The sequence below is a fragment of the Ruegeria sp. BC6 genome (assembly GCF_056539185.1).
The window spans coordinates 991628-1013876 of sequence record NZ_JBQFUM010000001.1 but is presented as its reverse complement, the minus strand read 5'-3'; the positions used below and the strand labels follow the sequence as shown (position 1 = coordinate 1013876).

The following is a 22249-nucleotide window of genomic DNA, read 5'->3' as shown; positions in this document are numbered from 1 at the left end:
TCAGTAGCGGGTACGGATGCAATAGCCAGGATGGTGGGTCAGGCGGGCAAACGAAACCGGCTGTCCGTCTTTCCATGTCGTGCGTTCAAGCTGAATCATCGCGGCCCCGGTCGTCGTTCCCATATAATCTGCCAAGTGGCTGTCGGCGGAAATGGCGTAGAGTGCAAGCTCGGCGTCAATGAAGGGGTTCGCATTCAACAGCCATTCATGCGGCCCGACCTCTTCCAGATTGGCATCTTCAACCTCGGGGACGGCCGAAATGTTGATCCAGCGTTCTTCGTGCTGAAACGGGCGGTTGTCGGCATAGTGCATGCACACCAGATGCAGGATCTGCGATTGCGGCGGCAGACCCAGTTGCGAGCTGAGCCAGCCCGGGCTCTTGTCGATGCTGCGCTCGACCAGGGCATAGCGGTAGGTCTGGTTCTGGTCTTCGACGATCTGACGGGCCAGCGACAGTTCCAGCTTGGCCTGTTTGCTGGGTGATTTCTTGACCCGCGTTCCGCTCTTGCGCTTGCGCTCGACGAACCCTTGCTCTGCCAGTTCGCGCAGCGCACGGTTGACGGTTGCACGCGCGCAGTTGAACTCTTCGGCAAGCTGGGTTTCGGTCGGCAGCAAGGAACCTTGGGGCCAGACCCGTGTCTCGATCCGCCGCTTCACTTCGTCCCGAACGAATTGAAAACTGATCCGCTTTTGAACGTTCACGGTCTAAAATATCCTTTCAAGCTCAAGATGTGCGTATCTGTTCAGAAACACGTCAAGGTGTAAAGAGAGAGGTGACACTAATTGGCGTCAATTCGGCCTATCAGGCTGCTGAGACGGGTGTGCAGCCGAGCTTCTGACCGTTGACTTAAGGGAAGCGCATGAAGGTCAATGAGCACTTTACCAACAGATGCAAAGCCTTCAGAAAGTGAGCAACCCAGAAAAGGAGACAGCATGCCTGCATTGTTGAATACAGTCGATCCGGACGGGCTCGAAGAATTCTCGGTCGTGTTCACCGACCGCTCGCTCAACCACATGTCGCAGGCGTTCCAGCAGGTGATGCGCGACATCTCAGGGATGCTGCGTGAGGTCTATGGCGCGGACGGCGTGGCCGTGGTGCCGGGTGGCGGAACCTACGCGATGGAGGCCGTGGCCCGCCAGTTCGCCCGCGGCGCCGACGTGCTGGTGGTGCGCAACGGCTGGTTTTCGTATCGCTGGAGCCAGATCATCGAAACCGGAGGGCTGACGGCCTCGGCCACCGTGTTGAAGGCCCGTCAAACAGGGAACTCCAGCCCGTCGCCCTTTGCGCCCGCGCCGATCGACGAGGTGGTCGAAACCATTCGCAGCCAACGACCCAGCGTGGTGTTCGCGCCACATGTGGAAACCTCGGCCGGGGTCATTCTGCCGGATGATTATGTCACCGCGATGGCTGCCGCAGCGCATGAGGTTGGCGCGTTAATGGTGCTCGACTGCATCGCCTCGGGCTGTGCCTGGATCGACATGAAGGCCACCGGCGTGGACGTTCTGATCTCGGCCCCGCAAAAAGGTTGGAGCGCCTCGCCCAGTGCCGGTCTGGTCATGCTGTCCGACCGCGCCGAAGCGCGGCTGGCCGAGACCACCTCGGACAGTTTCGCGCTGGACCTGAAGAAATGGCGCCAGATCATGCAGGCCTATGAGGGCGGCGGCCATGCCTATCACGCCACCATGCCCACCGATGCGCTGCGGGCGTTCCGTGATACGATGCAGGAGACCCGTGACTATGGGTTCGACAAGCTGCGCTTAGCGCAATGGCGGCTGGGAAATGCGGTGCGGGCGATGCTGCGCGACAAGGGGGTCGTTTCAGTTGCTGCCGAAGGCTTTGGCGCGCCGGGGGTTGTGGTCAGCTATACCGACGACCCCGAGGTGCAGAACGGCAAGAAATTCGCCGCGCTAGGCATGCAGATTGCCGCCGGCGTGCCGCTGCAATGTGACGAGCCCGAAGGGTTCAGCACCTTCCGCCTGGGCCTGTTCGGGCTGGACAAGCTGTATGATGTCGATGGCACGGTGGCCCGGCTGAAGCGGGTGCTGGATCAGGTGCTGTAGCCGGAACGGGCCTCAGCGCACGCCGAGGCCCATCTGCATCAGCGTCTTGCGCACCACCGGCATCGAATAAAGCGCGTTCAGCCCGGCAGCGCGCGCATCGCGCAGCGGCCGTGCCTCGACCATCGAGGCGCGGTTCAGCAGGTCGATCCCCTTGACGCGCAGTTCGATCTCGGCATGGCGGGCCTTGTGATAGGCGTCGAGCATCTGGGTATCTCCCAAACCCTCGGGCCGGGCCCGGGCCAGGTCCAGCAGGCTGCGCAGATCCCCCAGTGACATGTTCAGCCCCTGCGCGCCGATCGGGGGGACCACATGGGCGGCCTCGGCCATCAGGGCCACGCGCTGGGCCGACAGGCGCTCCGCCGATTGGCTGATGATCGGCCAGATCGTCCGGCGCGAGGCCAGTTTCAGCGGTCCGAACAGGCCGCAGGACCGCTCGGTCATTGCGGCCTCGAACTCGGCCTCGGGCAGGTTCAGCAGTTCGACTGCGCGCGGGCCGCGCTCCATCCAAACGATCGCCGACGAGGGCTGGCCCTGCCAGTCGGGCAGGGGGACCAGAGTGAACGGCCCGCCGGACCGGTGGATCTCGGTCGACACGTTTTCATGGGCGATTGGATGCGTCACCGCAAAGGCCAGTGCCTTTTGCCCGTAACGCGTGGTGTGGCCCTTGATCCCCGCAGCCTCGCGCATGGGCGAGTTGCGGCCATCGGCGGCGATCACCAGCTTCGTGCGGATGCGCGTGCCGTCGGACAGGCCCACCCGCGCCTCGGCGGTGCGCGTGAACAGGCTGACGGTGCCGGTGCCGGGGCGGAAATCGACATTCGGCAGTTCGTGCAGCCGGGCCACCATCTCGCGCCGCAGCAGCCAGTTGGGAAGGTTCCAGCCAAAGGGCTGATCCGAGATATCGGCGGCGTTGAAATCGCGCACCACGCGCGGCTCGGGGGTGTCGCCGCCCGCGTCCACGATGCGCATGATCTGCAGCGGCGCGGCGTGCGGTTCCAGCCGGTCCCACAACCCGTAGTGCTGCAGCAGGCCGTGGGCCGGTTGCAGAAACGCGGTGGTGCGCAGGTCGGACCCGTCGGCGTCGCGGTCGGTGACGGGCGGGGTCGGGTCCACGCAGATCACGTCGAACCCCGCGGCGCCGAATACGGCCGCCGCAGTCAGCCCGGCGATGCCGCCGCCGGAAATCAGGATGTCACAACTGTCGGTCATCGCGTCACTCTCCGTTGCTTGCGGACCCTAGTGCGGTTCTGGGGCCTGCGCCAAGTGACATCCTGTCCCGTGGTCTAGCCGCGTGAAATCAGGACCAGAATCAGGAACATCACCGGCACCATCGCCAGGGCCGGCAGATACAGGCCCGGCAGGCCGAACAACAGGGCGGAACAGCCCCACATGCTGACCAGCGCCGCAACGGTATAGCCCAGATCCTCGGGCTTGCCATTGGCCGCATCGCGGGCCAGCCAGCCAAACAGGGGAATTGCAAAAAGCAGGCGCTGCCAAAAGGGCAGGCGGCCGGGCATCTCGATCGCGGTCATCGGGGTCTCCAGTTCTGTTCGTCGCTGAGCCTGATGTAGGAACGACTTTGCACCCGCAGAATGCGCGGATCGTCGCAGTTTCAGGCTGCGCGCAGGCGCATTTCGTCGCAGTCTCGGGTGGTTCAGATCAGGCGGGCGAGAAAGGCGGTCAGGTCATCGGTGTGGTGGTGGATGTGATCCGCCTCATGAGGATCGGGGGCAACATGCACCGTACGCATGCCCATGTCATGCGGGGCCTTCAGGTTGCGAGGCTCGTCTTCGAACATCGAGGCGCGGTCGGGGTGGATGCCGTCGCGGGAAAAGACCGTTTCAAACGCGGCCTTGTCCGGTTTGGGCCGATACCCCGCATGTTCGACCCCATAGATCGCGTCGAACAGCCCGTCCAATCCGCGTGAGGCCAGAACCCGCTCGGCATAGGGCGCGCTGCCGTTGGTGTAGACGATGCGCCGCCCCGGCAGAGCCCGGATATGCGCGGCCAGCGCAGGGTCGGGCTCCATGTGGCTCAGGTCGACCTGATGAACCGCGTGCAGATAGGGCTCGGGGTCCAGGTCATGTTCGGCCATCAGTCCGGCCAACGTGGTGCCGTGTTCGCGCCAATAGTGCTGGCGCAGCCGGTCGGCCTCGGCCCGGTCGACGCGCAGGGCTTCGACCACGTATTCGGTCATCAGCACCTCGATCTGGTCGAACAGGCGCATCTGTGGCGGATAAAGGGTATTGTCCAGATCGAACACCCATTGGGTGACGTGTGAAAATGCAGGCTTGACCATAGGATTGGGTTTAGGACGCGGCCACCGGGTTTTCAATGGCGCACTTGATTGCAGGCCCATGGCCCGGATAGACAGGTCCGAACGAGGAGAGACCCGACCCAATGAACCAGTCCCGACAGCCCCAGACCGATGCCTACAGCCTGATCCTCGAAGCGATCGACGTGGGGGTGTACAAACCCGGCGACCGGCTGGTGGAAAGCGAACTGGCCGAGCGGTTCGGCGTGTCGCGCACCCCGATCCGCGAGGCGCTGCAGCGCCTCGAGACGCAATCGCTGTTGGAACGTGACGGGCGGTCGCTGATCGTGGCCTCGCTGGACCACAACCAGATGGCCGAGCTCTATGTCGTTCGACGTGAATTGGAAGGGCTGGCGGCCCGACTGGCCGCGCGCCATGCCACGGATGAGGAAATCAAAGTCCTGCAGGATATGGTCGAAGCCGATGACGCGCTTGTGGATGATCCCGTGGCGCTGTCCCGGGCCAACCGACGGTTCCACGAGCAGATCCACCTTGCGTCGCACAACCGCTACCTTGTGCAGCAATTGGACCTTGTCCATCGCACCATGGCTCTGATGGCAACGACTTCATTGGCCGCGCAGGGCCGCGGTGAGATCGCTCAGAGTGAGCATAAGGGGATCGTCGAGGCAATCGCGGCTCATGACGAAGAAGCCGCCGACCGAGCTCTGAAGGAACATATCTCGGTCGCGTTCATGACCCGGCTGAAGCAGGATGCAATCCGGCGCGAGAAATAGCTTCCTCGTCTGGCTGCACTTCTTCGCTGGCCTGTCCGTGCTGGGTCTTGTCCCAGAAGAACGGTCTGACCGCCAGCTCCCACAGCGCCTTGTAGGCTGCTGCCACACCCAAGGGGTAGTAGAGTGCCATGGTCGGGACCCACGGCAGCAGGAAACGGCGCCCTCCGGCTACCACGCCCAAGCCTCCAACAAGGATGTTCGCGGCCTCGGCGGTCAGGAACAGGTAGACACAGGCGTGTAAGATTTGCGGTGCCAATACAGCTTCGAAAGTGTTCGTCAGCCCCCAAAAGGTCAGCCAGAAGACCCACAGCACCGGGGCAAGCAGGAATTGTCCGACCGTCCCCAGGAAAAAGGCTTGGACTCCCAAAAAGCGCCACATCCCCAGATCGCGCATCAATGCCAGGGGCGAGCGCATGTGGACAAGGTACGTGACCATGAACCCTTTGAGCCAGCGCGAGCGTTGCTTCACCCAAGGCAAGGCGCGGAAATTGGCCTCTTCATACGTGGCGGTATTCACGATTTCGGTGCGATAGCCCGCGCGGCTGAGCCGAACCCCCAAATCCGCGTCCTCGGTCACATTGTGAGCGTCCCAGCCCCCCAATTCCAACAGCTTGTCCCTGCGGAAGAAGAACGTCGTTCCGCCCAGTGGCACCACAAGACCCAACCGTGCGATTCCGGGCAGGATTACGCGGAACCAACCGCTGTACTCGATGGTGAAGCAACGCGAGCGCCAGTTGGTGCGCGGGTTGTAGTAGTCCAGAACACCCTGCAGGCAGACCACATCATCGGGCGCGCGGGCAAATTGCTCTACCACGGTCTCGATTTGGTCTGGCAGAGGCGCATCCTCAGCATCCCAGACGCCCAAAATCTCTCCTCGGCAGAAATCCAGCGCATAGTTCATCGCCCGTGGTTTGGTGGTCAGGTTGCCAAGATCGGGCACCTCCAGCGTTCGGATCCAGCTGGGCAGGGTGGTCTGCGCAAGCGCTGACCGGGTGACGTCATCATGCTCTTCCAAGACCAAAATCACGTCCAACAGCGCCTTTGGATAGGTCAGGCGTTTCAGCCTTTGGATCAGCGCACCAGCGATTTCCCGTTCCTTGTGCAGCGGTACCAGAATGGACACGCAGGGCAGGCGGTGTTGCGCAAGCAGACCGTCTGGTTTCTCTGCCTTTTTGGGGAAGAGATACGATATCAATCCGGCCAGCCGAAGAATCAGGAACAGGATCAGGGTTGAAACTGCTGCCCAGAACAGCAGGGATAGCCCGGCATTCGGTTGCAGACTCAGGCCCACAAGCGCAACCAGCGCCAAGAGGGTCGGCAGGAGACGTGAACTCGCAGTCCATGAGCGGCAGCTTTGCGATAGCGGCGCCCGTGTTTCCGCCGCCTCAGCCAAAGATTTTGCGTAGTGTCGGGCAATGGCTTGGTCGATGTCATCGGGTGCGGCCAAAACCGGCAGGACGGTCTGGGCGCAATCTGCCAACCCGGGCCTTATTTCATCAAAGCGGTCTGGGTAGGCTGTCGCGACCAAGAGCACGGGCCCGACTCGCAGCCACGGAATGGCATTGTGCGTCAGCCAGAACTGCATCGGGCGCAGCGCGCAAAGGTCAGCGGGTGGCGGCGTGTTTTCCAGATCGGCGATCTGCAGCCCATGTTGTTGGCCCAGCGCCAACAACACATCGCCGCGCGCGGCCATATGCTCGCCAACCATAATTTCGCCCAGAGGGGCGTTCTGCCGCTCCTGCAGTTTCAGGGCGTGATCCAGTTGAACGGGGGTGATCACCCCCAAGTCGATCAGACAGGTGCCCAAAGGTTTGCGGGGGCCAATGCCGGAAACCGGGGTCGCAGGCCCGTGACCCAGAAAATTCAATTCAACCATAAGAGAACCCTGCCCGAAGTGTCGGGTCAGAGTTGCTCAATCAAGGTTAATTCCGGGTTAACGTTGACGGGGTCCGCAAACCTGCGGGATCAAGCGCGCACTTTTCGGTCGGCCATGGCCGCGGCAAACCGTTCAAACAGGTAAAAGCTGTCTTGCGGGCCGGGCGAGGCTTCGGGGTGATACTGAACCGAATACACCGGGCGATCGGACATGCGGATCCCGCAGTTCGAGCCATCGAACAGCGACCGGTGGGTTTCAACCACCCCCGCAGGCAACGATTGGGCGTCGACCGCGAATCCGTGGTTCATCGAGGTGATCTCGACCTTGCCGGTTTCCAGGTCCTTGACCGGATGGTTCGCGCCGTGGTGTCCGTGGTTCATCTTGATGGTCTTGCCGCCCAACGCCAGTGCCAGCATCTGGTGACCAAGGCAGATCCCGAAAATCGGCAGATCCGTGGTTTCAAGTATTTCCTTGATCATCGGCACAGCATAAGTGCCTGTCGCCGCCGGGTCTCCCGGGCCGTTGGACAGGAACACGCCGTCGGGGTCGTGCGCCAGCACCTCAGCCGCGGTTGCGGTTGCAGGCAGGACCGTCACGTCGCAACCGGCCGAGGCCAGGCAGCGCAGGATGTTCCGTTTTGCGCCGTAGTCCAGCGCGACGACCTTGTGCACGGGCGCTTCCTGACGCTGGTATCCGTCCGGCCAGGCCCAACGCATCTCGTCCCAGCGGTAGCTTTGGGCACAGGTCACGTCCTTGGCCAGATCCATGCCCTCCAGCCCGGCGAAACCACGCGCCGCTGCAACCAGGGCTTCAATGTCGAAGTTGCCCTGCGGGTCATGGGCCAGCGCGACATGCGGAGCGCCTTGCTGGCGGATCGCGCGGGTCAGCCGGCGGGTATCGACCCCACCGATGGCGATCCGGCCACGGCGTGCCAGCCAGTCGGTCAGCCGCTCGGCCGAGCGCCAGTTCGACGGCTCGGTCGGGTCCCACTTGACCACCATGCCCGCGGCGACAGGATCGGCGGTTTCGTCATCCTCGGGATTGACGCCGACATTGCCGATATGTGGGAAAGTGAAGGTCACGATCTGCCCGGCATAGGACGGGTCGGTCATGATTTCCTGATATCCGGTCATCGCGGTGTTGAAACACAGCTCGGCCACGGTTTGTCCCGTGGCGCCGAACCCGGTTCCGAAGAAGAGTGTTCCGTCGGCCAGAGCCAGACATGCGGTGGGCTTGGACGTGGCTTGATGGGCCATGGCGCGACTCTCCTATCGGGTAAATCGGCGCATAACTAAGGGGGTTGGTGCCTCGGGTCAACCCTGTTCAAATTTTGGGCTATTGTTGTTTTTCAATGATTTAGCCTTATCTGTCTGCTGTTGTGCCTCGGATTTTGTTTAGATATGTTCGGGGTTCCGTTGCCATGGGGATGGACAGAACAGATGGATATGCGAACTCGGGTGACCACTGCCCTGAAGCAAGCAATGAAGGACAAGGATGCCGAGCGTCTGTCGACGCTGCGGCTGGTCAATGCCGCGATCAAGGATCGGGACATCGCGCTGCGCGCGGCCGGAAACGAAGAGGCCAAGGGCTGCGATGACGCGGATGTTCTTGAGATTCTTGGGAAAATGAGCAAGCAACGCAAGGAAAGCGCGCGGGCCTATGAGGAAGGCGGTCGTTTGGACCTGGCCGAGCGCGAACTGCGCGAGGTGAAGATCATCGAGGAATTCCTGCCCAAGCAGTTGGATGATGATGAGGTCGCAAAGGCCATCCAGACGGCGATCACGGCGACCGGTGCCGGGTCGATCCGGGACATGGGCAAGGTCATGGGCGAGCTCAAGGCCAACTACACAGGCCAGATGGACTTTGGAAAGGTGGGGCCGCTGGTCAAAGACCACCTGTGCGCAGCGTCGAACGGCGACTGCTGACGCGCTTTATTCAAGCGCCGGTTCGCGCAGCCGTTTTACCAGATCATCATACAAGGCAATGCGTTCCTCCTCTGAGAGGAACGCGCCAATCTCGACCACCCGTCCTTCACCCGACAGGGTCACATAGTTCGGGACGGGTCCGCCGGCCTTGTGCATTTCCGGACGGGCCCAGTATCGATTGCAAGTCCATTCCTGCTGGCCGGTCCGGGCGCTGTGATGGATCAGGCGTGCTTGGGTTCCGGTAAGCGTCAGGACCTCAAACACGTTTCGGGACCGATAGTTTGCCTGGATCGCAAGCCATAGGCCTGCCACCGTCAACAGAAGGAACGGCAATAGCCCCCACAGCAGAACCGATCCCAGAACTGCCAGCAGGGGTATCAGTCCAAACAGGAAAACCGATAGCACGACGGCTATCGCGCCGCGCGGTGGCAGGGAATTGTGCGGCCAAAGGCGCAATTCCTGTTCCGAGTTCGAGCTGTCGTTCCAATGGTAGGGCATATTGCAAAAATAGCGCCTGCTGATCCGGTGTCGATTGCCAATTTCAAACGACGTGTCCGACCCTCGCCCAGGACAGCGCGTCCTCAAGCCGGTCGTCGCCCCAGAACACTTCGCCCCGCGTGACAAAGCTGGGCGCGCCGAATACGCCCAGGCCAACCGCCGTTTCGGTTTCAGCTTTCAACGCGGTTTCGATTTCGGGGCTGCGCGCGCGGGCTAGGACCGGCAGCGGGTCCAGCTGGCAGCGGAACAGAGCCTCGGACATGGCGGTTTCACTGCCGGCTTCGATACCGTCCTCAAACCAGATCCTGTAAAGGTTTTGGGTAAAGCTCTTGCCCCATCCTTCCCGGATTCCCAGCAGCGCGACCTGGTTGGCCAATTCGAGGTTCGAAATCGGATAGGGGGCCGGCAGCTTGGCGTGGATATGGTACTTGGCTGCCCGGCGTTCGATGTCGCGCCACATATAGGCCGACTTGACGGGTTTGCCCGCAAACGGAATGTTTTTCTGTTCAGACATGACCGCGCGCACGTCGAAAGGGCGCCAGTTAACCTGCGCCTGATGTTCTGCGCACCAGTCGTCCAGACGCATGATGGTCAGGAAACTGTAAGTGCTGCCGATGGAGTACCAGAAATCAATATCGGGCATGGTGACCTCGGAGATTGGCCGGACATTCGGCGCGCCAAGGATACCCGATTTTCAACGATATTGCGACCGCCCGCGGAATGCGATGGCCGGTAGAGCGCGAACAGAAAAAGAAAAACCCCGCCGTGAAGGCGGGGTTTCCTATTTTCGGGAAGGGATCAGTGCGCGTGGCCCTTGTCCCAGTCTTCCTGCTTGGGCAGCTGCTCAAACGTGTGTTCGGGCGGCGGCGAGGGCAGGGTCCATTCCAGCGTATCCGCGTATTCGTTCCACGGGTTCGGGCGTGTTTCCTTGGCGCCCCGGAACAGGGCGTAGAAAACGATCCCGAAGAACAGCAGGAACGAAGCGAACGAGACGAACGCACCGATCGACGACACGAAGTTCCACTGAGCGAAGGCTTCGGGATAGTCGATATACCGGCGCGGCATGCCCTGACGGCCCAGGAAGTGCTGCGGGAAGAAGGTCAGGTTTGCACCGATGAAGAACATCCAGAAGTGCACCTTGCCCCAGAACTCCGAGTACTGACGGCCCGTCATCTTCGAGAAGTAGAAGTACACACCTGCAAAGATGGCGAAGACTGCACCCAGGCTCATCACGTAGTGGAAGTGTGCGACGACATAGTAGGTGTCGTGGTAGGCACGGTCGATACCGGCCTGCGACAGAACCACACCGGTCACACCGCCGACGGTGAACAGGAACAGGAAGCCGAAGGCGAACAGCATCGGCGTCTTGAACTCGATCGAGCCGCCCCACATGGTGGCGATCCACGAGAACACCTTCACGCCCGTCGGAACCGCGATGACCATCGTGGCCAGCATGAAGTAGGCCTGCTGACGCAGCGACATGCCGACGGTGTACATGTGGTGTGCCCACACGACGAAGCCCAGCGCGCCGATCGCGATGATCGCCCAGACCATCGGCAGGTAACCGAAGATCGGCTTGCGCGAGAAGGTGGCGATCACGTGGCTGATGATGCCGAAGCCTGGCAGGATCACGATGTACACTTCGGGGTGTCCGAAGAACCACAGGATATGCTGGTACAGGATCGGGTCACCGCCACCGGCCGGATCAAAGAAGGTGAAGCCGAAGTTGCGGTCCATCAGCAGCATGGTGATCGCGCCCGCCAGAACCGGCAGCGACAGCAGAATCAGCCACGAGGTGACGAAGATCGACCAGCTGAACAGCGGCACCTTGAACAGGGTCATGCCCGGGGCACGCATGTTCAGGAAGGTGGTGATCATGTTGATCGCGCCGAGGATCGAGGAGGCGCCCGATACGTGCACGGCAAAGATCGCCAGGTCCATGGACATGCCGCCTTCGGTCGTCGACAGCGGCGGGTACAGAACCCAGCCCACGCCCGAGCCGGCCTGGTCGTTGCCGCCTGGGGCCAGCAGCGAGGCGATGCCCAGCGAGGTACCGGCGACATACAGCCAGAAGGACAGGTTGTTCATCCGCGGGAACGCCATGTCCGGCGCACCGATCTGCAACGGCATGAAATAGTTGCCAAAACCGCCGAACAGGGCGGGGATGACCACAAAGAACATCATCAGGACACCGTGATAGGTGATCATCACGTTCCAAAGGTGTCCGTTGGGCGTGCAGGGGTCGGCCATGAAGCCTTCCAGGCACATGTACTGAACGCCCGGATGCATCAGTTCAAGCCGCATGTAGATGGTCATCGCGACCGAGATGAACCCGGCAAAGGCCGAGAAGATCAGGTAAAGGATCCCGATATCCTTGTGGTTGGTCGACATGAACCACCGGGTAAAGAACCCGCGCTGGTCTTCATGATCGTGACCATGAATGGCTGCGTCTGCCATTTAGGTGCCTCCTGTTGCAAATAGACCGCGCAGCCGGACCTCTCCGGCGCGCGGGATTCCTGCTGGTTTTAGAATGCAAGGGGGCGGCCTTCAATGGCCGAGTTTGATCTGGATCAAGATTAATTGTCGCGGGGCAGGAGGACACCCGCGCGATTTCGGCCTTGGATGACCGGTATCTGGGGATGATCAGGCGAATTGCAAGGACAGGGGCCGCTCAAGGGCGGAATCACGCCTTGACCCGCTGCGGGCTTGGCCGCAGAACAACACGCAGCCCCTTTGTCGGAGACCCACCATGACCGCTTATGATCCCGAAAACATCTTTGCCAAGATCCTGCGGGGCGAGATTCCCTCGACCCGCGTCTACGAGGATGAGGACACGCTGGCTTTCATGGATATCATGCCGCGTGCGGACGGGCACCTTCTGGTGATCCCGAAAACGCCTTGCCGCAACGTGCTGGATGCCACACCCGAGCAATTGGCCGCAGTCATGACCTCGGTTCAGAAACTGGCGCGTGCGGTCATGCGCGCCTTTGACGCCGAAGGGGTGACCATCCAGCAGTTCAACGAGACGGCCGGAGGGCAGGAGGTGTTTCACCTGCATTTCCATGTCCTGCCCCGGCACGAGGGCGTCTCTCTGCGCCCGCCCGGAAAGATGGGTGATTTCGACGAGATCGCGAAACACGCCGAGCGCATCAGGGCTGCGCTGGCGTGACGGGTGGGGGCGCCTGATGCGTCCCTGAACAGGCATCGTGATCCCCAAACGCCTGCAAGACTGAGCAGACGTGGTCGTGATGCCCGTCGCAGGCGGCTGCGATCCGGGCAAGTTCGGTCTCGAGCCGGCGCAGCTTTGCAATCCGATCTTGCAGGTCCGCCAGTTGCCGCTCGGCGATTTCGTGTGCCCGGTTCAGATCGGCGCCTTGGGCGCCTTCCAATGACAGCAGGGCCTCGACATCGGCCAATGGCAGTCCAAGATCGCGCGTGTGTTTGACAAAGTGCAGCCGCTCGAGCGCGGCGCGGTCATAACGCCTTTGGTTGCCGGCGGTCCGTTCCGGCGGTGGCAACAGGCCCCTTTCTTCGTAAAACCGGATCGTGGCGACTTTGACGCCTGTGCGCCGGGACAAATCCCCGATCGAGAACATTTTCCGAAATCCCCCTTGAACCTCTAGTCACTAGAGGAATTAGGTATGGACCATGACCCAGACAAGGACACGACATCATGGCGCATGATCATTCCCACGCCGGACACAAACAACACGCCCATATCGACGCCAATGCCGGAGACGCGCGGGTGGCATGGGCCATCGCGGTCAACATGTTTCTGACGCTGGCACAGGTGGTCGGCGGGATCTTTTCGGGGTCGCTGGCGCTCATCGCTGACGCGCTGCACAATTTTTCCGATGCAATTGCACTGATCATCGCGTTCTTTGCCCGCAAGATTGCGCGGCGCCCAGCCGACCCGCGCATGAGCTTCGGATACGGTCGGGCCGAAGTGGTCGCGGCGCTGGTCAACTATACCACACTGATCGTCATCGCCGTGTACCTGATGTACGAAGGGGTGACCCGGTTCTTTCAGCCCGAGCCGATTGACGGCTGGCTTGTGGTCTGGATTGCCATGCTGGCGTTGGTGGTGGATCTGATCACCGCGCTTTTGACCTATAGCATGGCCAAAACCAGCATGAATATCCGCGCGGCTTTTCTGCACAACGTTGCTGACGCGTTGGGATCGGTTGCAGTGATCGTGGCCGGGGTGGCTGTGATCCTGTTCAACTGGACCTGGGTCGACCCGGCCGTCACCATTCTGATTTCGCTGTACATCCTTTGGCATGTCCAAAGCGAGATCGGAGAAACGATCCGTGTTCTCATGCTTGGCGCGCCGCCCGATCTGGACCCCGAGGAGGTCGCCTCGGCCATTGAGGCAACGGATGGCGTGCGCGAGGTTCACCATGTCCACTTGTGGAGCATGCAGGAAAACCAGCCCGCTCTTACCGCGCATCTGGTGGTCGAAGACTGCGCCTGGTCGCAAGCTGAAGAGGTGCGCGGTCTGGTGAAACAGGCAATGCGCGACAGTTTTGGGATCGGCCACCTGACGCTTGAGGTGGAAATGGCTGGTCGGGCCTGCCCACAGACCATGCGGTTCGGCCATGCCACGAACCAATCAGGCGAAAACTGAGGCCCCAAAAACGAGAATTGCCGTTCCGATATGGGGTCGGAACGGCAGACTCGTAACCAAACACTTGATCGATTTTCGCGGGCTTGCCGCGATCACCGGTTAACATACCACTCACTCTTGAACGGTATATTCATGATACCTCAAACTGCGGCTGTTGTGTGGAAGGAAGAAGGAGATTCCCTAAATTTTAAGGCAATTCGCGGCAATCTTCGGAAATTTGCGACCGTATTGAGAAACAGAAGAACCCTGCATCGAGGATTGTCGTTCCGCAGGGTCAGATTCTGCGATTCGAGAACATGGTCGACGCGAAGGGGTCAGGCCACCTCGGGGCCAAAAGCCTCAGTAAAAGTTTTGCGCAGCGCCACATCGACATCGGCCATTGTCACCGGCAATCCCAGATCCACCAACGAGGTCACGCCAAACTCCCGGATACCGCAGGGAACGATGCCCGAAAAATGCTCCAGGTCGGGTTCCACATTGATCGAAATGCCGTGGAAGCTGATCCATTTCCGCAAGCGGATGCCGATGGCGGCGATCTTGTCCTCGGCCGGTTTGCCGCTGACGGTCAGCGGCTTGTCCTTGCGCGGCACCCACACACCGACACGGCCTTCGCGGATTTCTCCGTGGACGTTGAACTCGGCCAGTGCCGAGATCACCCAGGTTTCCAGCTGTTTGACAAAGCGGCGGACATCATGGCCGCGCTTTCCGACATCCAGCATGACATAGACGACCCGCTGGCCTGGTCCGTGATAGGTGTATTCGCCCCCGCGCTTGCTGGCATAGACCGGAAATCGATCCGGGTCGGTCAGGTCTTGGGGTTTGGCTGATGTTCCGGCCGTATAGAGCGGGGGATGCTCCAAGAACCAGACGCACTCATCCGCAGTTCCGGCCGCAATCTCGGCCGCCCGCGCCTCCATGAAGGCGACGGCGGTGTCATAGTCGGTCAGTCCGTCGGTGATCTTCCATTCCATGCGCGCCTCATAGCCGTCCTGCTGTCCAAGCGAAAGAGGTTAGGCGGCTTCGGCTAGGCATCGCTGCAGGACCTGAGTGTAGGTCTCGGTGCCCTGCGCACCCGTCAGCAGGTACTTGCCGCCGAAAACCATTGCCGGAACTCCGGTGATGCCTCGGCTGGTCCAGAATTGTTGCTTTTGCCGTACCGGGCCTGTATGCGCGCCCGACTCCAACGCCGCGCGGGCGGCGTCTGGGTCGAGGCCAGCGGTCTGAGCGGCATCCAGCAATACCTCAATTTTCGAAACATCCCGCTGATCTGTGAAATAGGCCTTGAACAAGGCCAGCTTCAGCGGGTGTTGCCGGCCTTGCGTCTCGGCCCAGTCCAAAAGTTGATGCGCAGCAAAGGTGTTCACTATGCGGCTGTCATCATTGAAATTGAACGTGAAACCCAAATCTGCACCCAGCGCGGTCAACCGGTCTCGGGCCTGCTGACTCTGCTCGGCGGTCGAGCCGTACTTTTCCATGATGTGCTCTCGCAGGTTCTGGCCATCCGGACCCATAGTGGGGTTCAGCTCGAACGGGTGCCACCGGAGCTGCGCCAGCACGTTCTCCTGCTCCAGCGCCAGATCAAGCTGACGAAACCCGACGATGCACCATGGGCATACGACATCGGACACGATGTCGACTTGGATGACGGGGCGGGGATCGGGTGTGGGCATCGGATGCTCCTGCTGCGATGTGGCATCGGGTTTCGTGACCCCACAGATATGGTTGCGGGCCGGGAATTCCAATGCGGTTGCTTTTGCCTCTTCACATCCTTTTGCCAAGCGTCTATACGCCGCCTACCAAGTCACAGGCAGTGCGGCCGTGGCGGAATTGGTAGACGCGCAGCGTTGAGGTCGCTGTGGGGTAACACCCGTGGAAGTTCGAGTCTTCTCGGCCGCACCATTTTCTTCAATATCAATTCACCCGTCGTTCCGTTTTGGGCGAGGGGCATCTTTGTGGCGAATCGTAAAATCTTGCCTGCGGTTTAAACGCGCCAAAAACGGGCACTTGATTTCGTCTGTAATTCGAATATCCATGAATTATGGAAAAAGTGATTCCCGACCGCCTGTCCACCTTGGGTCATCCGGCTCGGTTGGCCGTTTTCCGGCTGTTGATGCGCCGGTATCCCGATCGCATACCCGCGACCGAGATTGCCATGGCGTTGGACCTCAAGCCGAATACGCTGTCCAACTACGTAAACGCGCTGATGCAGGCCGGCCTTGTGACGCAGGAAAGGGTCGGGACGTCCTTGCGCTACTCGGTGGATATGGACGCCGTGCGGCAGACGTTCGATTACCTTCTGCTGGATTGCTGCCGTGGGCGTCCGGAACTCTGCGCGCCCAGTCCGCTCAACGGCGTTGACGCGCATGCGGCCAAGGCCCCGCGTACCTACAACGTATTGTTCATATGCACCGGGAATTCCGCGCGCTCGATTTTCGCCGAGGCCCTGTTGAAGCAGCTTGGCGGCGACCGGTTCAACGTGTTTTCTGCCGGTACACGTCCGCAGTCCCAGTTGAACCCAGCGGCGCTTGAGGTGCTGCGGCAGAATGGGCACGAAATCTCGGACTTGCGCGCCAAGAATGTAGGCGAGTTCCAGGCCCCGGGCGCGCCGAAGTTCGATTTCGTGTTCACCGTATGCAATCAGGCTGCGAACGAAGATTGCCCCGCCTGGCCCGGGCAGCCGGTCAGCGCGCATTGGGGTATGCCCGATCCGGTGAAGGCTGAGGGGACAGAGGCCCAAAAAAGCCTTGCCTTCCAGCAGGCCTACGGCGCGTTGCGCAACCGGATCCTGACCTTTTCCTCGCTGCCGCTCGAAACCCTAGACCGTATGTCCCTTCAGAAGGCCGTGGATGACATCGGCCAGACCCATACCGGAGAAACCGCATGACCGTCTACGCTCTCAACGGCCTTGGCCGCATCGGCAAGTTGGCCTTGAAACCCCTGCTTGTGAAAGGGGCGCAGATCGCCTGGATCAACGACGCGGTGGGGGACCCCGCGATGCACGCGCATCTTCTGGAGTTCGACACCGTGCATGGCCGCTGGGCCGCCGACTTCAGTCATGACGAAAACTCGGTCACCATCGACGGCGTTCGGTTGCCCTTTGTCGGAACCCGCAACCTGTCGGATCTGCCGCTTGAGGGCGTCGACGTCGTCATCGACTGCACCGGGGTCTTCAAGACCGAGGCAAAACTGACCCCTTACTTTGACGCCGGTGTGAAGAAGGTGGTGGTCTCGGCGCCGGTCAAGGATGGTGATGCGGCCAATATCGTCTTCGGCGTGAACGAGGGCACCTATGATCCGGCGCGCCACCGCATCGTGACCGCGGCCAGTTGCACCACGAACTGCCTGGCCCCTGTGGTCAAGGTGATCCACGAGAGCCTGGGCATCCGGCACGGCTCGATCACCACGATTCATGACGTGACCAACACGCAGACGATCGTGGACCGTCCGGCCAAGGACCTGCGCCGTGCGCGCTCGGCGCTGAACTCGCTGATCCCCACGACAACCGGCAGCGCCACGGCGATCACCCTGATCTATCCCGAGTTGACGGGGCGGCTGAACGGGCATGCGGTGCGGGTACCGCTGCTGAATGCCTCGCTGACCGATTGCGTGTTCGAGGTCGAACGCGAAACGACGGCCGAAGAGGTGAACGCCATGTTCAAGGCCGCGGCCGAGGGGCCTCTGGCCGGCATTCTGGGCTATGAGGAGCGTCCTCTGGTCTCGACCGACTATACCAATGACACCCGGTCCAGCATCGTGGATGCACCGTCGACCATGGTGGTGAACGGAACGCAGGTAAAGGTCTATGCCTGGTACGACAACGAGATGGGCTACGCGCACCGTCTGGTGGATGTCGCGATGATGGTCGGGGCATCGCTTTGACAAGCGCTTCCCAACGTCCGGACGGGCTGTCGGCCTATATCTCCGTCACGGCAGCCTATTGGGCCTTCATGCTGACCGACGGCGCCCTGCGGATGCTGGTGCTGCTGCATTTTCACACGCTGGGCTTTTCGCCGGTTCAGCTGGCCTATCTGTTCGTACTGTACGAGATCGCCGGGATGGCCACCAACCTGGCCGCCGGGTGGATCGCCGCGCGGTTCGGTCTGACCGCGACCCTGTACGCGGGGCTGACGATACAGGTGCTGGCATTGCTGGCGCTAGCGCAGTTGGATCCGGGCTGGACCATCGGTGCGTCCGTCGCCTTCGTGATGGTCGTGCAGGGCGCCAGCGGCGTGGCCAAGGACCTGACCAAGATGTCGTCGAAATCGGCGGTCAAGCTGTTGGCCCCCACCGAAGGTGGCGGGTTGTTCCGCTGGGTCGCGGTGCTGACCGGGTCGAAGAACGCGGTCAAAGGGGTGGGCTTCCTGCTGGGAGCGGCCTTGTTGGCAGGGTTCGGCTTCACGGGTGCCGTGGTGGGCATGGCGGGGGTGTTGTTCCTGATCCTGGTGGCGGTGCTGCTGGCGATGCCGCCGGGGCTGCCCAAGGGGCGCAAGGGCGCGAAGTTTTCCGAGGTCTTTTCGAAATCGGCCAATGTGAACTGGCTGTCCGCGGCGCGGGTCTTCCTGTTCGGCGCGCGCGACGTCTGGTTCGTCGTCGGCATACCGATCTATTTCTACGCCGTGCTGTCGGATGGCAGCGAAGCGGGCAACCGCTCGGCCTTTTTTCTGATCGGCGGGTTCATGGCCTTGTGGATCATTCTGTACGGCATTGTTCAGGCTGCCGCCCCGCGTCTGCTGCGGGCAGGGGCGCGGGATGAGGCCGATCTTCTCGCAGCAGCGCGCAGCTGGGCCTGGGGGCTGGCCTGCGTGCCGGCCGTCCTGACGGTGGCTGCGCTGATGTCCTCTGGGCCCGCGCCGTGGCTGACGCTGACGCTGGTGGGTGGCCTGCTGGCCTTTGGCGCGGTCTTTGCGGTGAATTCCTCGCTGCATTCCTATCTGATCCTGGCCTTCACCCGGGCCGAGCGGGTGACGATGGATGTGGGTTTCTACTACATGGCCAATGCGGGCGGGCGGCTGTTGGGTACGCTGCTGTCTGGCCTGACCTATCAATGGGGCGGGTTGCCCTTGATGCTGGGGACGGCGGCCGCCATGGTCGCGCTTTCCGCCTTGGCTGCGGGGCGCTTGCAGCCCCACACAACTTCGGAGATCTCTGCATGAGTGTATTTGAACGGTATCTGTCCCTGTGGATCGCGCTGGCCATGGTCGCCGGGATCGCCATCGGCTCATTCGCGCCGGGTTTGGTCCAGGCCATCGCGGCGGCCGAGGTGGCCAATGTCAACCTGGTGGTGGCGGTGCTGATCTGGGCCATGGTCTATCCGATGATGGTGGGGGTGGACCCAAGCAGCCTGCGCGACGTGGTAAAACAACCCAAGGGGCTGGCGATCACCCTGGTGGTCAACTGGCTGATCAAGCCCTTCACCATGGCCGCGCTGGGCGTGCTGTTCTTCGAATACGTCTTCGCCGACCTGATCGCGCCCGCCGATGCCCAGCAATACGTCGCGGGGCTGATCCTGCTGGGTGCCGCGCCCTGTACGGCAATGGTGTTCGTCTGGTCGCATCTGACCAAGGGGGACGAGAACTATACCCTGCTGCAGGTGTCGGTGAATGACATCGTCATGGTCTTCGCCTTCGCTCCGATCGTGGCTTTCCTGCTGGGCGTGACCGACATTTCGGTTCCGTGGCAGACGCTGGTCCTGTCGGTTGTCCTGTTCGTGGCGCTGCCCCTGGCGGCGGGTGTCTGGACGCGCAACCGGCTGGGCTCGGCCGAGCGGATCGAGGCGTTCCGCGACCGGGTCAAGCCTTGGGGCGTTGTCGGACTGATCACGACCGTCGTCATCCTGTTCGGCCTGCAGGGGCAGGTGATACTGGACCGGCCCGCGGTCATCGCGCTGATCGCCGTACCGATCCTGATCCAGTCTTACGGGATCTTTGCGGTGGCTTATGCGGCGGCCTTTGCCCTGCGCGTGCCGCACCGGATTGCGGCGCCCTGCGCACTGATCGGCACGTCGAACTTTTTTGAACTGGCGGTGGCCGTCGCCATCAGCCTGTTCGGCCTGAATTCGGGGGCGGCTCTGGCCACGGTGGTGGGTGTTCTGGTCGAGGTGCCGGTGATGCTGTCGCTGGTGGCTTTCGCCAACCGGACGCGCGGCAGTTTTGCCCAGCGTTCGGAACAATCTCCAACGGACGTCCGGGCCTAGCAATCCGACGGTGGAAATCTGGCGTCAAACAGTGGTAGACGCCTAGCGCGGACCCAGCTTGGCCGGTCGCCGCACTTTTGTCTGGGCCACAAAAAGGAACGTGCACTGATGGCTGGGTCTCAATCTCGGGCACTTGCTGATCGCAGCGAAGTCACTCGCGCTGCGCGCTTGTCGGTTGCGCCGATGATGGATTGGACCGATCGGCACTGTCGGTATCTGCACCGTTTGCTCAGTGCTGAAACGCTTTTGTACACGGAAATGGTGACGGCCCCTGCTCTGGTACGGGGTGGAGCGCTGCATCTTCTGGACCATAGCCCCGAGGAACATCCCGTCGCTTTGCAATTGGGTGGATCTGACCCGCAGGAGCTGGCTCAGGCGGCCGCATTGGGGGCTGAGGCCGGATATGACGAGATCAACCTGAACTGCGGCTGCCCGTCGGATCGGGTTCAATCAGGAACGTTTGGGGCCGTCTTGATGAAAGAGGCGGGCCGGGTCGCCGATTGCGTGGCCTCCATGCGGGATGCTGTTGACGTCGATGTCACGGTCAAGTGCCGGATCGGCGTGGATGACCAAAACCCAGAGGACGTATTGCCTGACTTTCTGGATCGGATTCGCGCCGCCGGCTGTCAGCGCGTGACGATCCACGCCCGCAAAGCGTGGCTTCAGGGGCTTAGCCCCAAAGAAAACAGAGACATACCGCCGCTGGACTACGATCTGGTCCACCGGATGAAAGTCGGTTTTCCGGATCTCCACATCTCGATCAACGGAGGCATCACGACACTGGCCCAAGCCCAGGTGCATCTGGACGCCGGACTGGACGGGGTGATGATCGGCCGGGCTGCTTATCATCAGCCAACCGATATTCTGGCCGATGCCGACCCGCTGATCTACGGGTCGGGGCAAAAGGCGGATCCGGTTGAAGTCGTGATGAAAATGCTGCCCTATATCGATCGGTATCTTGCCGGCGGGGGGCGGTTGCACCAGATCACCCGACATATGCTGGGATTGTTCGCAGGACGCCCGGGCGCTCGTGGTTGGAGGCGCGCTTTGTCCGAAGGCGCGGTCAAAGACCATGCCGGACCCGAGGTGGTTCTGGACGCGCTGTCCCGCGTGGCACCGGATGCCGAGGCGGCGCAGGTAGTTTAAGACGGCCCGAGGGCCGGGGACCAAGGGGGACGGATGCCCGATACGATGTTGCTGGCCCAGATGCTGGGCCTTTTGCTTGTGATCGGCGCGCTGGCCGGTGTTCTGGCTGGCCTTTTGGGAGTCGGTGGCGGGATTGTTCTGGTGCCGGCCTTTTTCTACGCGTTTCAAACGCTGGGATATGATGGCCCGCAGCTGATGCAGCTGTGTCTTGCGACGTCACTGGCCACGATCATCGTGACTTCGGTTCGTTCGGCGCTGAGTCACAACAAGAAAGGCGCCGTCGATTGGGATATTCTACGCGGTTGGGGTCCGGGTATCGCAGTCGGTGCAATAGTGGGTGTACTGGTCGCCTCGGCCCTGCGCACCGAAGCGTTGCAGGCGCTGTTCGGTATCCTAGGCATGGTGATTGGCGCTTATCTGGGACTTGGCAAGTCCGAATGGCGACTGGGTGATGCCATGCCCGGCGGGCTGAAGCGGTTGGTGATTTCGCCGTTGGTCGGGTTTCTGTCGGTGCTGATGGGAATTGGCGGCGGCAGCTTTGGTGTGCCCCTGATGAGCCTCTACAACACACCGATCCATCGGGCCGTTGCGACCGCCGCGGGGTTTGGCGTGATCATCGCCGTACCCTCGGTACTGGGCTTTCTGTTTCTGCCGATCGCAGCTGAACATCGTCCGCCGCTGACCATCGGCGCCGTCAATCTTGTGGCCTTTGGCGTGGTTGTTGCGATGACGATGATCACCGCGCCCTGGGGGGTGAAACTGGCCCATGCGATGGACCCCAAGCCGCTCAAACGCGTGTTTGCCGTGTTCCTCACGTTGGTGGCGCTGAATATGCTGCGCAAGGCAGTAGGGTGGTAAGGCCTTTCTGGTCACGG

The 22249-nt window shown here is 61.6% G+C and carries 23 protein-coding genes and 1 tRNA gene; 12 read left to right on the top strand and 12 right to left on the bottom strand.

Annotated elements, in window-relative coordinates:
- Positions 1 to 702, bottom strand: coding sequence for a GntR family transcriptional regulator (locus ACR0MM_RS05040; protein WP_170363152.1), 702 nt, complete (start codon positions 700 to 702; stop codon positions 1 to 3).
- A gap of 231 nt (positions 703 to 933) precedes the next feature.
- Between ACR0MM_RS05040 and ACR0MM_RS05035 the strand changes: the two genes are divergently transcribed.
- Complete coding sequence (locus ACR0MM_RS05035; RefSeq protein WP_480694773.1) at positions 934 to 2061, top strand: aminotransferase class V-fold PLP-dependent enzyme; 1128 nt, start codon at positions 934 to 936, stop codon at positions 2059 to 2061.
- 12 nt (positions 2062 to 2073) lie between these two features.
- On the opposite strand, the gene ACR0MM_RS05030 is transcribed toward ACR0MM_RS05035, so the two are convergent.
- The 3 genes from ACR0MM_RS05030 to ACR0MM_RS05020 all read right to left on the bottom strand — a co-directional run bounded on the left by ACR0MM_RS05030 (position 2074) and on the right by ACR0MM_RS05020 (position 4360).
- Positions 2074 to 3270, bottom strand: coding sequence for a UbiH/UbiF family hydroxylase (locus tag ACR0MM_RS05030; protein WP_480694771.1), 1197 nt, complete (start codon positions 3268 to 3270; stop codon positions 2074 to 2076).
- Positions 3271 to 3344: 74 nt separating this feature from the next.
- On the bottom strand, positions 3345 to 3593 hold the full coding sequence (locus ACR0MM_RS05025; RefSeq protein ID WP_093962490.1) for a hypothetical protein: 249 nt from the start codon (positions 3591 to 3593) through the stop codon (positions 3345 to 3347).
- Between the two features lie 122 nt (positions 3594 to 3715).
- Positions 3716 to 4360: a pyrimidine 5'-nucleotidase gene (locus ACR0MM_RS05020; protein ID WP_480694769.1), complete on the bottom strand. Its 645-nt coding sequence runs from the start codon at positions 4358 to 4360 to the stop codon at positions 3716 to 3718.
- A 101-nt stretch (positions 4361 to 4461) separates the two neighbouring features.
- Between ACR0MM_RS05020 and ACR0MM_RS05015 the strand changes: the two genes are divergently transcribed.
- Entirely contained in the window at positions 4462 to 5109 is a 648-nt protein-coding gene (locus ACR0MM_RS05015; protein ID WP_093962488.1) for a GntR family transcriptional regulator, read from the top strand.
- Here the strand turns inward: ACR0MM_RS05015 and ACR0MM_RS05010 are convergent.
- Together ACR0MM_RS05010 and carA are read right to left on the bottom strand one after the other, a co-directional pair.
- Positions 5066 to 6985 carry a glycosyltransferase family 2 protein gene (locus ACR0MM_RS05010; RefSeq protein ID WP_480694767.1) on the bottom strand — a complete coding sequence of 640 codons (1920 nt, stop codon included), beginning with the start codon at positions 6983 to 6985 and terminating at the stop codon, positions 5066 to 5068. The genes ACR0MM_RS05015 and ACR0MM_RS05010 overlap by 44 nt on opposite strands.
- An 89-nt stretch (positions 6986 to 7074) precedes the next feature.
- Complete coding sequence (gene carA, locus ACR0MM_RS05005) at positions 7075 to 8241, bottom strand: glutamine-hydrolyzing carbamoyl-phosphate synthase small subunit (RefSeq protein WP_170358610.1); 1167 nt, start codon at positions 8239 to 8241, stop codon at positions 7075 to 7077.
- Positions 8242 to 8424: 183 nt separating this feature from the next.
- On the opposite strand from carA, the gene ACR0MM_RS05000 reads away from it, so the two are divergent.
- Positions 8425 to 8910, top strand: coding sequence for a GatB/YqeY domain-containing protein (locus ACR0MM_RS05000; protein ID WP_170338416.1), 486 nt, complete (start codon positions 8425 to 8427; stop codon positions 8908 to 8910).
- Positions 8911 to 8916: 6 nt separating this feature from the next.
- Here ACR0MM_RS05000 and ACR0MM_RS04995 read toward each other — a convergent pair whose 3' ends face one another.
- The 3 genes from ACR0MM_RS04995 to ctaD form a co-directional block, all read right to left on the bottom strand.
- Positions 8917 to 9408 carry a DUF2244 domain-containing protein gene (locus tag ACR0MM_RS04995; protein ID WP_170358612.1) on the bottom strand — a complete coding sequence of 164 codons (492 nt, stop codon included), beginning with the start codon at positions 9406 to 9408 and terminating at the stop codon, positions 8917 to 8919.
- A gap of 43 nt (positions 9409 to 9451) precedes the next feature.
- Positions 9452 to 10051 (bottom strand): 2-hydroxychromene-2-carboxylate isomerase, encoded by a 600-nt coding sequence (locus ACR0MM_RS04990; protein WP_170358614.1) that lies wholly within the window; start codon positions 10049 to 10051, stop codon positions 9452 to 9454.
- Positions 10052 to 10206: 155 nt separating this feature from the next.
- A complete protein-coding gene (gene ctaD, locus ACR0MM_RS04985; protein ID WP_170337942.1) occupies positions 10207 to 11865 on the bottom strand; it encodes a cytochrome c oxidase subunit I in 1659 nt (552 codons plus the stop codon).
- Positions 11866 to 12157: 292 nt separating this feature from the next.
- Between ctaD and ACR0MM_RS04980 the strand changes: the two genes are divergently transcribed.
- Positions 12158 to 12577: an HIT family protein gene (locus ACR0MM_RS04980; protein WP_170528978.1), complete on the top strand. Its 420-nt coding sequence runs from the start codon at positions 12158 to 12160 to the stop codon at positions 12575 to 12577.
- Here ACR0MM_RS04980 and ACR0MM_RS04975 read toward each other — a convergent pair.
- Complete coding sequence (locus ACR0MM_RS04975) at positions 12558 to 13004, bottom strand: MerR family transcriptional regulator (protein ID WP_480694765.1); 447 nt, start codon at positions 13002 to 13004, stop codon at positions 12558 to 12560. The genes ACR0MM_RS04980 and ACR0MM_RS04975 overlap by 20 nt on opposite strands.
- Positions 13005 to 13081: 77 nt before the next feature.
- Between ACR0MM_RS04975 and ACR0MM_RS04970 the strand changes: the two genes are divergently transcribed.
- Positions 13082 to 14035, top strand: a complete 954-nt coding sequence (locus tag ACR0MM_RS04970) for a cation diffusion facilitator family transporter (RefSeq protein ID WP_480694762.1) — start codon at positions 13082 to 13084, stop codon at positions 14033 to 14035.
- A 314-nt stretch (positions 14036 to 14349) separates the two neighbouring features.
- On the opposite strand, the gene lipB is transcribed toward ACR0MM_RS04970, so the two are convergent.
- Positions 14350 to 15006: a lipoyl(octanoyl) transferase LipB gene (lipB, locus tag ACR0MM_RS04965; RefSeq protein ID WP_480694760.1), complete on the bottom strand. Its 657-nt coding sequence runs from the start codon at positions 15004 to 15006 to the stop codon at positions 14350 to 14352.
- 39 nt (positions 15007 to 15045) lie between these two features.
- Positions 15046 to 15705, bottom strand: coding sequence for a DsbA family oxidoreductase (locus ACR0MM_RS04960; protein WP_480694758.1), 660 nt, complete (start codon positions 15703 to 15705; stop codon positions 15046 to 15048).
- Positions 15706 to 15847: 142 nt separating this feature from the next.
- Here ACR0MM_RS04960 and ACR0MM_RS04955 point away from each other — a divergent pair.
- From ACR0MM_RS04955 to ACR0MM_RS04925, 7 genes are all read left to right on the top strand, one after another.
- Positions 15848 to 15934 (top strand) — tRNA-Leu (locus ACR0MM_RS04955).
- Between the two features lie 139 nt (positions 15935 to 16073).
- Positions 16074 to 16919, top strand: coding sequence for an arsenate reductase/protein-tyrosine-phosphatase family protein (locus tag ACR0MM_RS04950; protein ID WP_170449514.1), 846 nt, complete (start codon positions 16074 to 16076; stop codon positions 16917 to 16919).
- Positions 16916 to 17914 carry an ArsJ-associated glyceraldehyde-3-phosphate dehydrogenase gene (locus tag ACR0MM_RS04945; RefSeq protein WP_480694756.1) on the top strand — a complete coding sequence of 333 codons (999 nt, stop codon included), beginning with the start codon at positions 16916 to 16918 and terminating at the stop codon, positions 17912 to 17914. Before ACR0MM_RS04950 ends, ACR0MM_RS04945 begins: the two co-directional genes overlap by 4 nt.
- Positions 17911 to 19188, top strand: coding sequence for an organoarsenical effux MFS transporter ArsJ (gene arsJ / locus ACR0MM_RS04940; protein WP_480694754.1), 1278 nt, complete (start codon positions 17911 to 17913; stop codon positions 19186 to 19188). The genes ACR0MM_RS04945 and arsJ overlap by 4 nt, the downstream gene beginning before the upstream one ends.
- On the top strand, positions 19185 to 20228 hold the full coding sequence (arsB, locus tag ACR0MM_RS04935) for an ACR3 family arsenite efflux transporter (protein WP_480694752.1): 1044 nt from the start codon (positions 19185 to 19187) through the stop codon (positions 20226 to 20228). Before arsJ ends, arsB begins: the two co-directional genes overlap by 4 nt.
- 108 nt (positions 20229 to 20336) lie before the next feature.
- Entirely contained in the window at positions 20337 to 21374 is a 1038-nt protein-coding gene (gene dusA, locus ACR0MM_RS04930; RefSeq protein WP_480694750.1) for a tRNA dihydrouridine(20/20a) synthase DusA, read from the top strand.
- 33 nt (positions 21375 to 21407) lie between these two features.
- Entirely contained in the window at positions 21408 to 22232 is an 825-nt protein-coding gene (locus ACR0MM_RS04925) for a sulfite exporter TauE/SafE family protein (RefSeq protein ID WP_480694748.1), read from the top strand.
- The last annotated feature ends 17 nt before the right edge of the window (positions 22233 to 22249 follow it).